Origin of the sequence: Yersinia sp. 2540 StPb PI, assembly GCF_052217165.1 — a bacterium.
GTDB lineage: Bacteria > Pseudomonadota > Gammaproteobacteria > Enterobacterales > Enterobacteriaceae > Yersinia > Yersinia enterocolitica_E.
In genome coordinates this window covers 3,272,863-3,284,083 of sequence record NZ_JAZGQC010000001.1, presented here as the reverse complement: position 1 = coordinate 3,284,083, position 11,221 = coordinate 3,272,863, and the positions used below count along the sequence as shown (strand labels likewise).

Sequence of the window (11,221 nt, the reverse complement as noted above, 5' to 3'; positions counted from 1 at the left end):
GCCCGTAGGTCTCTCTATCAACCTACGGGCTAACGATGGGCTTAAACGGTGGAGTTTTGTTCGTGTAACTTAGCCAGAGCCACTTCTGAAGCGTTTATATCTTCCCGCGGGCGCTGTTTGGGCATTGTATCTACCGGTGCGGCAGCGACCTCAGTGGCGCGCTTACGTAAACTAAACCAACCGGCAACCAATAACACGGCCACCACCGGCAATGTGGCGATAGTCCAGGTCCCATTCGGATAGTCGAAAGCCATCATCACTAAAACACCTGCCAGGAAAAACAGCGTCAGCCAGGATGTAACCGGCGCGCCGGGCATTTTAAAGGATACGGGTTTTGCTGTTCCCTGCTTTATTGCCTGACGTAATTTCATCTGACAGATAATGATGAATGCCCATGAGCTGATAATACCCAAAGAGGCAATATTAAGAACGATTTCAAATACCTGTGATGGTACCAGATAGTTAAGTAGCACGCCGAAGACATAGATACCCACGGTAACCAATATGCCGGCGTAGGGAACAGATTGTGGGCTCATTTTGGACATGAATTTAGGTGCTGAGCCACCCATGGATAATGAGCGCAGAATGCGACCTGTCGAGTAAAGGCCAGAGTTCAAACTGGAAAGTGCGGCAGAAAGTACCACGATATTCATGATGGTCCCAATATAGGGGACGCCTAAGTTACTAAAGAAGGTGACAAAAGGGCTTTGGCCGGCCTGATAGGCATTCCATGGCAGCAGACACACCAGTAGCACCACCGAACCGACGTAAAATAGGGCAATCCGCCAAATCACACTATTAATTGCCTTTGGCAGCATCTTTTCCGGGTCTTTACATTCCCCGGCTGCCGTACCAATCAATTCAATACCGGCAAAGGCGAATATCACCCCTTGAACCAATATCAACGCGGGTAACAACCCGTGGGGGAACAATCCGCCATTATCGGTTATCAGGTGTATACCGGTGGGATGCCCGGCAACACTTTGCCCTGTGCCGAGGAAGATAGCACCCACGACCAGAAAGATAGCAATGGCTGCGACTTTGATCAGTGCAAACCAAAATTCCATTTCAGCAAACCATTTAACGCCAATCATATTCATGGTGGCAACAATTGAGAGCGCACCCAGTGCAAATAGCCACTGCGGAACATCAGAGAATGTCCCCCAATAGTGCATATAAAGGGCCACCGCAGTGATATCGACAATCCCGGTCATGGCCCAATTAAGGAAATACATCCATCCGGCAACATAGGATGCTTTCTCACCGAGGAATTCGCGGGCGTAAGAAACAAAGCTGCCACTGGTTGGGCGGTGCATGACTAATTCACCAAGTGCTCTGAGAATAAAAAACGAGAAAATCCCACACACCAGATACACTAAGGCCAGTGCGGGGCCAGCCATTTGCAAGCGGGCACCGGTGCCTAAAAATAACCCCGTACCAATAGAGCCACCGATAGCGATCATCTGTATATGACGTCGGCCCATACTTTTGTGGTAGCCAGTATCATGAGAGTCTAGCCAGCGTTTTTTGGCGGCCTGATGGGTCTTTGCAGTGTGTTTTCCTGACATCATAGCTTTCCCTATTTTCCTGTCTGTCGTGCAATCATCGTGAATGTATTACAGCAACTGATTGCTAAAGGTTAATGCATAAATAGCGTCTTAGCGCCTTCGATTATTATGGTTTCTATTGCTGCCACTGGATTCTGGGAGGGCATGCTATCGTTTCTATCGTGATGTGGCAAAAAAATATTCACTTATAAATTATTTTTTTTGTTCTATTACCGGAATCAGTAATTGCAAATGAAAGGTTAAATTATATACAGGAGAAATGTTTTGATGGTAATGCATTACTTATTCTTATGGTGCGAAATATCAGTATTTCTTAACTCATTGTTACATTTATGAAAGTAGAATTGTTTCGGATCGGAGTTATAGATTGGCTGTATATTATTCACAAATAAACCCTTCTTATATTGAGTGTATTTATTAAGATTATTGCTTCACATAAAATTGCAATTTATCTTATTATAGATAAAAATAATATATTGTTTTTCTAAGTGTTAATTTTAAAATTTATAATTTATTTTTGTGTAGCGCAGTTAATATTTACGATGATATTTATTAAGCAATTAGATCGTTGTATTAACGTGACTCAATCTAATAGGTAAGTTGCAGAAACTCTTATTCGAATCGCCTCGACTTAGTGCTGTGCATAAAGCGTACTGCGTAAGATGCCATATGAGATCTAACACACAGTTTTCCGAGAATGATATTGCATTCTCTCACCTTCAATGATGATACTGATAGCGCAATAGTTATATTTATTGCCATAATTTTATTGAGGCGTGTTACTGGTAAAGCAGGCAAGACCAAAATAAAAGTGTCCCCCGTCCGCGGGTGCATTTTTGTTTTGGTCTTTTTTTTTGTTTTTTTTTTAAGTGATAAATTCAGGGGAATAGCGATGGATTACCAGCAGTTAGGATTGAAGATCTTAGCATTGATCGGGGGGAAGCATAATGTCAGTAAGTTAACACATTGCGCCACCCGCTTGCGTTTTGAGTTTAACGATGACACTAAAGTTGATGCTAAACAGATTGAAAAACTGGAGGGTGTGATCAGTGTGATCAGTGTGGTCGAGCGAGGAGGCCAGTTTCAAATAGTTGTCGGCAACAACGTGCAGCAAACCTATCGGACGATATTGAAAGAAATTGGCAGTGCGCCAACACCAGAGAAGCAGGGCAATAAAAATAAAACCAAAAATGGTATTTTCAGCCAGATAATCAGTGTGATTTCTACCACCTTTACCCCTGTCATTCCGGCTATTACCGGAGCCGGGATGATTAAGGCGTTGCTGGCAATTTTGAAACTCACCGGTGTGATTACAGCTAGCAGTACCACTTATCAGCTGCTCGATACCATTGCGGATGCGGCATTCTTTTTCCTGCCGGTTCTGCTGGCATATGGTGCCGCGATTAAGTTTGAATGTAATCCTATTTTGGCAATGACGATTGCCGGGGCACTGTTACACCCGAATGTGGCACAAATGTTGGTAAAAGGTGACGCAGTTAGCTTTATCGGTATTCAGGTTAGATTGGCTGATTATGCCGGTTCGGTATTACCGATTATCTTTACCGTTTGGTTGATGTCTTATGTCGAGCGCTTTGCCGAGCGAATTTCGCCCTCGATGATTAAATTTTTTACCAAGCCAATGATTATATTATTGATTACTGCTCCTTTGGCATTAGTCGTGATCGGGCCATTTGGTATCTTTCTTAATGATATGGTGGGCAGTGGTGCTGCCATTATAAACACGAAAGCCAGTTGGCTTATTCCCATGCTAATGGGGGCGCTGCAACCCTTCTTGGTTATTACGGGCACGGCTTGGGCCATGACCCCGATTGCAACCATGCAATTGACTAAGCAAGGCTATGAGATGATCAATGGCCCCGGTATGTTGGCATCCAATATTGCTCAGGGGGCGGCGACACTCTGTGTCGCCTTCAAAACGAAGAATAAGAACTTGAAACAACTGGCATCTTCAGCAGGCTTCACTGCACTTTTGGGAATAACCGAGCCGTCATTATATGGCGTGACCCTGAAGCTGAAACGCCCGCTGGTGGCGGCAATGATCGGTGGGGGCTGCGCCGGTGTTTATGCGGGGTTAAGTGGTGTGGTGCGTTACGCCTTTGTATCACCAGGGCTGGCTGCATTACCGGCGTTTATTGGCGAAAACCCAATGAACATTGTGCACGCATTAATAACCTGCGTGATTGCTATTGTGGTCACTTTCGCCCTGACCTGGGTATTGGGCTTTGAAGACCCGGTAGATGAACAAGCGCAAGTTGATGAAAGTGATAACGTTCCCTTGCCTGCCTCCGTGGCGAGAACTCCGGGGACAGCGGCTCAGGCGGCAGTCATAAGTAGCCCATTAAGCGGAAAATTAATCCCATTAGGTCAGGTTAACGATGATGTGTTTTCTCTGGGATTGTTGGGGCAGGGGGTGGCTATTATCCCTGATGTGGGGGAAATGCGCGCCCCAGTAACAGGTGAAATTATGACGTTCTTACCCAGTAAACATGCTGTCGGAATTAAATCAGACGACGGGGCTGAGGTTTTGATTCATATCGGTATTGATACCGTCAACTTAAATGGTCAGTACTTCAGTTCGACGCTGCAAGTGGGGGATCGTGTCATGGTGGGCGACCTGCTGGTGAGTTTTGATATCAGCGCCATTACTCAGGCAGGCTACGATATCGTCACACCGGTATTGATTGTAAACAGTGATGCGTATTCGCAGGTTAGCAGTGCAGCTAGCGGGCCAACTCAGTTTGGTGAGCCGATTATTACTCTGGGTGCACGTGGTTAGGGGGCGGTTATGATTTATCAACAATTACAGAACTTCCCAGCAGGATTCCTCTGGGGCGGTTCCACCTCTGCCTATCAGGTTGAAGGTGCCTGGGATGAAGACGGTAAAAGTCCATCGATCATTGATATGTGCCAGCACCCAACAGGGACGGCAGATTTTAAAATCGCCAGTGACCACTACCATCACTATAAAGAAGACGTTAAGTTATTTGCCGAATTAGGCTTAAAGGCATACCGATTTTCTGTCGCCTGGACCCGCATTATCCCTGATGGTTCGGGGGCGGTTAATCCTGCGGGGATCGCGTTTTATCAGAATTTGATTGATGAACTTAATCATTACGGCATAGAGCCAGTTGTCACACTTTACCATTTTGATTTGCCCTATTGTCTGGAGCAGCAGGGTGGGTGGGGGCATCGCGCCACGATTGACGCCTTTGTTGAATACGCCAAAGTGCTGTTTAGCCATTTTGGTAGCAAAGTAAAATATTGGCTGACGATTAATGAGCAGAACACCATGATCCTCCATCCTGGGGCAATTGGTACTCCGCCCGATGGTCAATTACCGGATAAAAAATCCTTATATCAGCAGAGTCACCATATGATGTTGGCACAGGCGCAGGTGATGGCGTTGTGTCATCAAATGTGCCCGGAAGGTAAAATTGGTCCGGCGATAAATACCACATCGATGTATCAGGAAACCTGTGCACCACAAGATGCTATCGCAGCCCATAACTGGGAAACATTACGCTGCTGGAGTTTTCTCGATGTGGCGGTGTATGGTCGTTACAATGCGTTGGCGTGGCGTTATTTGCAGGATCGTGGATTAGTGCCCACGGTGGAAAGTGGTGACAGTGAAATCTTGTCACAAGGGCGGCCGGATTTTGTCGCAATTAACTATTATTCGACGGCGACTATTGCTGCCAGTCGGGGCGATGCTTCAGATATCACGGCCCGTGCCGGAGATCAGCAGATCATGTTGGGTGAACCGGGCGTGTATCGCGCAGCAGAAAATCCGTTTGTGGATAAAACCCGCTATGGCTGGGTGGTCGACCCCATTGGGTTACGTCTCACGTTACGTAAGACGTATGAGCGCTACCATCTGCCCATCCTGATTAGCGAAAATGGTATTGGCGCACCGGATTCGCTGCAAAGCGACGATCAGATTAACGATGACTATCGTATTGATTTTCTGCGTAAACATATAGAACAAATGCAGTTGGCTATCAGCGATGGTGTAGAGCTAATGGGCTACTGCCCGTGGTCTGTTATTGATGTTGTCAGCACGCATCAGGGCTATGGTAAGCGCTATGGCTTTATTTATGTCAATCGGAATGAACATGATTTACTCGACCTAAGGCGTATAAAAAAAGCCAGTTTTACCTGGTATCAACAAGTCATTGCCTCAAATGGTCAGTATCTTTGACCGTAGTTTGATATTCTGGGCGGCAGAGAACCGCCCACGGCAGATGAACAGTTGGCATACTAGACAGCCCGGTAGACCGGGCTAATCATGATATAAAGTCATTGCGGCGCAAAGACAGAGGTGGCTAGAAAAATGGATGTCATTAAAGTATTGAATAACAGCCTGGTCTTATCTGTCGATGCCAACAATAATGAAGTTATTGTTATGGGGAAAGGTATTGGATTTAATAGCAAAATTGGTGATGCGATTGATGCTGGGAAAATAGAAAAAGTCTATGTGGTACAAAAAAATCAAACCAGTAGAGAATATGTTAGGTTGATCGAAAATACGCCAGAAGAGTATATATCTTTGGTGCAGAATATTATGAGTGACGCTAATGCCAGCCTGAAGGGAAAACTTAGTGAACAGCTATTTTTTACTCTAACGGACCATATTACCTTTGCCATCGAACGTTTTCACAAAGGGATTTCAATCCAAAATAGATTGTTATACGAAGTAAAAAGATTTTATCCGCATGAATTTTCTATTGCGCAACAAGCAGTTAAATACTTAAATGAGAAACTCAATATTCAGTTACCTGAAGAGGAAGCGGGAAATATAGCTTTCCACTTGGTTAATGGTCAAACTGATATTCAGAGTATGGAAAGTACACTGCTCTCAGTTAAGATGTTGAAAGACATATTTAATATTATTAAATACCATTTTAATGTTGTAATTGATCAAGATTCGCTAAATTACCAACGCTTTTTGACACATATGCAATTTTTTATCCAGCGTATGATTGAAAGTAACCAGATAGAAACCAAAGATGACTTTATTTTTGAACAAATGATCCGCGAGTACCCTGGTGAGTACCGTTGCAGTATGTTAATCGGTGAATACATCAAAAATCTGCTCAGTATTACTCTCTCAAATGATGAAATGTTGTATTTAATCATTCATTTAGTTCGTATTGCAGGCTCGTCAATAGATGAAGAGTAGCACCAAATAACAACCGGTGGTATTTCAGTATGGGTTTGTCTGTCAGCGACAAAAAAGTATAACAGACAAATCTCACATCCTTCAGATTATTTAATTACAAAACACCAAGTTAAGTTAATTAAAATAAACTTGACGATATCCTCGCAAATACAATACATCGTCTCACCTTAACTGTTTTTTTATTTTAAATAGAGTGGTAGTTTGCCATTCTATATTCACATTTGAATTTTTTTTGTGTTGTTTTTAACATCAATAATGATTTTTAAGTGCCAGGTTGGTCGATGCCTCATTGAGAAACATCTGTCAAAACAAATATCAAATCACTATAACCGGCTAAAGCATTAGATCCGTTACCTCCCGTTCCTTAGGTGCTACCCAATAGTAGGTCTAAAATGAAAAAAATAAATCAGGATGTCGTGCTTACCCCCGTCGAACAGATTGACATGTCGGGGAAATCTGCAATCAAGAGAGTTATTGCACACATAAATCAGATGAACATAAATACTATGCCCATGGCATTATTTATGACTATTTCAGCCATTGTATTCATTTCGGCTTATGCCAGTTACTTACCCAAAAATATGATTGGCGGGCTGGCTGTAATCATGACGATGGGTTTTGTTTTATCACATATCGGCCGCCACATACCGCTGTTGAAAGATATCGGTGGGCCAGCAATTTTGTGTTTAATGGTGCCCTCGGTTTTGGTTTATTTTGGTATTTTCCAAACCAACACCTTGGATACTGTCCATTTGCTGATGAAAGAGGCGAACTTACTCTATTTTGTTATCGCCAGTCTGGTGGTCGGCAGTATTCTTGGGATGAACCGCGTGGTGCTTATTCAGGGAATGACCCGGATGTTTGTCCCGCTAGTGGTGGGAACCATTACGGCGGTGGTTACGGGTTTGCTGGTGGGTAAATTATTTGGTTTTACTCTCTATCACACCTTCTTCTTTATTATTGTACCTATCATCGGTGGCGGTATTGGCGAGGGCATCTTGCCATTATCGTTGGCTTACTCGGCTATCCTTGGTCAGGCTCCTGATGTGTATGTGGCTCAACTGGCACCGGCTGCGGTGGTGGGGAATATTTTCGCTATTATTTGTGCCGGGGTGCTGGCGCGTATTGGTCTGCGTCGCAAGGATCTCAATGGCGAGGGGATGTTAATTCGCTCGGCACAAGATAATGCGGTATTCACCGCCCAGGAAGGGCCAAAGCAAGCCGATTTCCAACTGATGGGCGGTGGGTTATTAATGACCTGTGCTTTCTTTATTGTCGGGGGCTTATTTGAAAAGATTGTCCACATTCCCGGCCCGGTGCTGATGATTTTGATTGCGGTGATGTGTAAATATGCGCAGGTTATTCCGTCGAAAATGGAACAAGGTGCGCACAGTTGGTATAAATTCGTCTCCACCACACTGGTATGGCCGCTGATGATAGGATTGGGGATGCTGTATGTTCCACTGGAAAGTGTCGTCGCCGTATTCTCTGTCGGTTATGTGGTGGTGTGTGGTGCGGTGGTGTTGTCGATGGCCGCGGTCAGTTTTATTATCGCGCCCTATCTGAATATGTATCCGGTTGAAGCGTCGATCGTCACCAGTTGCCACAGCGGGCTAGGTGGCACCGGTGATGTTGCTATTCTCTCTGCCTCGAACCGGATGTCACTGATGCCATTTGCCCAGATAGCAACCCGTATCGGCGGTGCGTCCACCGTCATTGGGGCTACGTTACTGTTGGGTTGGATTATGTAAATAACAGCCCGATAAGACTGAGGTCATCAGCGGCATCCCTGAGCGGATGCCGCTGGTTTTTTATCAGGACAGTTTTGGTGCGTGCTGATTGATAAAAACAGCTTCGAGGCAGTGCGGCTCATTACTGGCAATACTGCTTTAATACTTCTTGCTGACTGGGTAGCAACTTGTAGAGATAAACTGGCCGACCGGTCGCACCGTAAAGTACCTTAGTGCTTAAAACTTCGGTATCAGAAAGGTAAATCAAATATTTGCGACAAGAAACCCGTGAAATACCAATGGCGTTGGCCATCTGTTCGGTTGAAAATTCCCCATCCTGCATTTCCTGAATCCATTCACACACCGTGCGCAGTGTTTGTGCTGTCAGCCCCTTGGGTAGTTTCTTGCGCTCAGCTGGCGTCGCATTGCTACGCCGCAGTAATGAGTCGACATCTTCCTGAGCACAATATTCACGTTGTCCCAGCAAACTCTGTTTTTCCCGGTAAGTGGAGAGTGCCTCTTCGAAACGCGAAAACTGGAAGGGTTTAATTAAATAGTCCACTACGCCGTATTGCAGCGCTTTCTTGATGGTATTCACATCGGTAGCAGATGAAATAACAATCACGTCAGTATGTTCGCTGAATTCACGCAACACTGGCAGCAAATCCAAGCCATTGTCTTGGCGCATAAAAACATCCAATAACACCAGGTCAATGGGGTGTTCTGTTGTCATCAAATGCTCTCTGGCTTGCTGTAAACTGGACACCGTACCGCAGCAGTTAAAGCCCGCCACTTGGCTCAGATAGCACTTGTTCAGCTCAGCTACCATTGCATCATCATCTACTATCAATACATTAATCATGATTTACCGCGCTGATGTTGTTTGAAGGAATGTCATTCGGTGTGATGTCGTAAGGAAGGCTGATAAAGAACTGGGTAAAAACGCCCGCTTCAGAATCAAATTCTATATTGCCACCAATACTCTCTAAACTCTGACGCACCAGGCTCAAACCGATACCGTGCTCATTTCCTTTAGTGGAAAATCCATTATCAAAAATACGGCTTTGCAATTCTGATGCGATACCCGGCCCATCATCGCTGACAACACAATGTATCCGGCCATTTTGATAGTGGAAGCTGACATTGATCTCCCGTTGACTCAGGCTACCAATGGCGTCCATGGCATTCTCGATTAGATTACCCAACACCGTAATCAAAGTGGTGGTCACTTGCTCATTATCGGTATCGGGGAGCAGGCTCTCGTCACTGATGGATAAGGTTATCCCCAAATCGCGCGCACGGTTAATTTTCCCCAACAGGAAACCGGCTATCACCGGCGATTTTACTTTACGCAGCAGCGATCCAATTTCTGCCTGATAATTATTGGAGGTTTTAACGATGTAATCTTCAAGTTGCTGATAATACTTCATATGCAACAGACCCAAAATGACATGAAGTTTATTCATAAATTCATGTGACTGCGCCCGCAACGCGTCGGCATAGTGCACCATACCGGTCAAGCGTTGCATCAGTTGGCTCACTTCAGTTTTATCTCGGAAGGTGGCGATGGCACCGATAATATCGCCTTTTACTATTACCGGAACGGTGTTGGTCAGTAATATGCTGCCATTAAAGTTTATCTCTTCATCACGGCGAGCGATGCCCGTTTCCAATACTTGCTGTAAGTACAAGCGCACCGGCCAATATTTGCTGGCATTACTTAATAATAAGTTCTCCATCGGCCCACTTTGTTTAAATAAGCGCTTTGCTTCATGGTTAACGACGGTAATGCGTGAGTTGGCATCAACCGCAATGACGCCTTCCTTAATGGATTGCAACATGGCGTTACGCTGTTCGAATAAATTAGATATTTCATACGGCTCGAAACCTAGCATAATTCGTTTAAGCGCTTTGACTAAAAACCAGGTGCCCAAGGAGCCAATCAGAGCTCCGAATAATATGGTCCAGGGAATGGTCCAGCGAGTTTCGCTCACTACCGAATCGATACTGGTCAGTGAGATACCAATAGCGACCACCCCTAGCTGTTTGCCGTGCGGCTCATAGACCGGAATAAAAATACGTAATGCTCGCTCAAGGACGCCACGGTTTATCGCACTGTTCTCTTTCCCCTCAAGCGCGGGTTGCAGATCATTACCGATAAAGTGTTGCCCGATCATTTCAGGATTAGGGTGTGAATAACGGATGCCTTTCATATCGGTAACCACGATGAACAACAGACCATTGGCTTTCTGAACTTCACTGGCATAAGCCTGAATCTGCCGTCCGGCAGCCGGGTCACTCAATCCGTTAATAATCGTGGGCGAGAACGATAATGTGCGTGCTACGGCAACGGCCTTGTCTTGCAAACTATCCTGTGCCATTTGACTGAGCTGAATAAAGAACAGGGTGTGAACCACCAACAGCACCGAGACAATGACCCCAGAAACCATCAAGGTAATCGTGGTGCTGAGCCGTAACGGCACTTTTTGCTTTGCTGCCGTTGTTGCGTTGTTCATGTCATGCTCCAGAGACACTGACCAGTGTGATGCATCGACCGCTAGATTGAGGTAATGGGGGTGGGTGAATCAGCGGTAAGCTAAATAAACGGGTAAACTCAATTACCCTATAGTTTACGCCGTTTATTTATTAGGATGCTAAGACTTAGAATTACTTTAACTACATAACGATTTATATAATTATTCAAACTGAATGCTGTCAGGCGG

General features: G+C 45.0%; 7 protein-coding genes. 4 read left to right on the top strand and 3 right to left on the bottom strand.

The features are described from left to right. Positions 1 to 41 precede the first annotated feature (41 nt). Positions 42 to 1,571 carry an L-asparagine permease gene (ansP, locus tag V1956_RS14980; RefSeq protein WP_442825285.1) on the bottom strand — a complete coding sequence of 510 codons (1,530 nt, stop codon included), beginning with the start codon at positions 1,569 to 1,571 and terminating at the stop codon, positions 42 to 44. 889 nt (positions 1,572 to 2,460) lie between these two features. On the opposite strand from ansP, the gene V1956_RS14975 reads away from it, so the two are divergent. The 4 genes from V1956_RS14975 to V1956_RS14960 all read left to right on the top strand — a co-directional run bounded on the left by V1956_RS14975 (position 2,461) and on the right by V1956_RS14960 (position 8,519). Beyond that, positions 2,461 to 4,365: a beta-glucoside-specific PTS transporter subunit IIABC gene (locus V1956_RS14975; protein WP_442825284.1), complete on the top strand. Its 1,905-nt coding sequence runs from the start codon at positions 2,461 to 2,463 to the stop codon at positions 4,363 to 4,365. 9 nt (positions 4,366 to 4,374) lie between these two features. After that, on the top strand, positions 4,375 to 5,787 hold the full coding sequence (locus V1956_RS14970; protein ID WP_442825283.1) for a glycoside hydrolase family 1 protein: 1,413 nt from the start codon (positions 4,375 to 4,377) through the stop codon (positions 5,785 to 5,787). Positions 5,788 to 5,919: 132 nt separating this feature from the next. Next, positions 5,920 to 6,768: a BglG family transcription antiterminator LicT gene (licT, locus tag V1956_RS14965; protein ID WP_442825282.1), complete on the top strand. Its 849-nt coding sequence runs from the start codon at positions 5,920 to 5,922 to the stop codon at positions 6,766 to 6,768. A gap of 392 nt (positions 6,769 to 7,160) precedes the next feature. Beyond that, entirely contained in the window at positions 7,161 to 8,519 is a 1,359-nt protein-coding gene (locus tag V1956_RS14960) for a 2-hydroxycarboxylate transporter family protein (RefSeq protein WP_372558827.1), read from the top strand. Positions 8,520 to 8,640: 121 nt separating this feature from the next. Here the strand turns inward: V1956_RS14960 and dcuR are convergent, their stop codons facing one another. Both dcuR and V1956_RS14950 read right to left on the bottom strand, forming a co-directional pair. Continuing rightward, positions 8,641 to 9,360, bottom strand: a complete 720-nt coding sequence (gene dcuR / locus V1956_RS14955; RefSeq protein WP_372558828.1) for a two-component system response regulator DcuR — start codon at positions 9,358 to 9,360, stop codon at positions 8,641 to 8,643. Continuing rightward, positions 9,353 to 11,014, bottom strand: a complete 1,662-nt coding sequence (locus V1956_RS14950; RefSeq protein ID WP_372558829.1) for a sensor histidine kinase — start codon at positions 11,012 to 11,014, stop codon at positions 9,353 to 9,355. Before V1956_RS14950 ends, dcuR begins: the two co-directional genes overlap by 8 nt. Positions 11,015 to 11,221: the final 207 nt, after the last annotated feature.